Source organism: Streptomyces sp. NPDC044002, assembly GCF_056434525.1.
Genome location: NZ_JBWKEZ010000148.1, coordinates 1 through 1338, shown reverse-complemented (window position 1 = coordinate 1338; position 1338 = coordinate 1). Strand labels below are relative to the sequence as shown.

Sequence of the window (1338 nt, the reverse complement as noted above, 5' to 3'; positions counted from 1 at the left end):
TCGTGCCGGCCTGAAGCTCCTATGGATCGTCAAGTGGTGTGTGGGAGGGGGTTGGCTGTGGTTGGTGGCTGGGTGAGGTGTTTGTAGACCTCGCGGGCGATGAAGCGTTTGAGGCAGCGCAGGATGTCTTTCTTGGAGAGGCCTTCGGTGGTGCGGCGGGCGACGTAGTCGCGGGTGCGGGGGTCGTGTCGCATGCGGGTGAGTGCGATCACGTGGAGTGCGTTGTTCGCTTGCCGGTCGCCGCCGCGGTTGAGGCGGTGGCGGTTGGTCCGTCCTGAGCTGGCGGGGATCGGGGCGGCGGCGCACAGGTGCGCGAAGGAGGCTTCTGAGCGGAGCCGCTCGGGGTTGTCGCCGGCGGTGGTCAGGAGTTGGGCGGCGGTCTCGGTGCCGACCCCGAACAGGGCTGTCAGGGTGGGTGCGGCCTGCTTGACCAGGGGTGTGAGGTCGCGGTCGGCTTCGGTGATCTCTTCGGTCAGGTGCAGGTAGCGGCGGGCGAGGCGCTTGAGGGCGGTCTTGACCGCGCAGGCGGGATCGCTGAGGGCGGTGCCGGGGCGTGAGCGGGCGAGGGTTTGGATCAGGTCGCCGGTCGTGAGCCCGCGCAGGCGTTCGCGGACCTCGCCGGGGGCGGTGGTGATGAGGTTGCGGATCTGGTTGATGGTCTGGGTGCGGGATTTCACCGCGCTTTTGCGGACCACGCGCAGGGCCCGGATGGCCTCGACGATCCCGTCCCGTGATTTCGGGACGCCGCTTGCGCGGCCGGCGAGGACGGCGGTGGCGGCGGCGTAGGCGTCGACGGGGTCGGACTTGCCGTTCGCCCGCCGGGCTCTGCGGTCGGGCCGGTCCACTTCCACGACCGGCACCTGGCCCGCGCGCAGAATCCGGGCGAGTTCGGCTCCGTAGGCGCCGGTGCCCTCGATGCCGACCGCGAGGACTTCTCCGTGTGAGGACAGCCATGCCAGCAGGCGCCGGTAGCCGTCGGGAGTGGTGGGGAACGCTTCGGTGGCCAGGTGCCGGCCGATCGTGTCGATCAAGGCGGCCTGGTGGAAATCGGTGTGGGTGTCGATACCGCCCACCACCGTTATGTCGTCTGCCATGCTGGTGACAGCTGTCCTTCCGTGTCACAACGCCAGGGACAGCACGCGCCGGTCGGGAGCAGGACAAGACAGTGACGGGACCTTTGGCCGGGCTCCTATGAAGTCACACGCTCCCGACCGGCGACATGCACGAGAGCAGTCCCCGAGAGCCGACGCATCAAGCCAAGGACAGCGTCAGCGTCAGTCAAGGGCCGGGTCAGACCCCCGGGAACCACCACCCACATCCTCACTGTCAAGGGCGCTC

At 68.9% G+C, this 1338-nt stretch carries 1 protein-coding gene; it reads right to left on the bottom strand.

What is annotated here, in order from left to right; all coding sequences use genetic code 11:
• Positions 1–29 precede the first annotated feature (29 nt).
• Positions 30–1094, bottom strand: a complete 1065-nt coding sequence (locus AC07A6_RS41325) for an IS110 family RNA-guided transposase (protein ID WP_478780535.1) — start codon at positions 1092–1094, stop codon at positions 30–32.
• Positions 1095–1338: the final 244 nt, after the last annotated feature.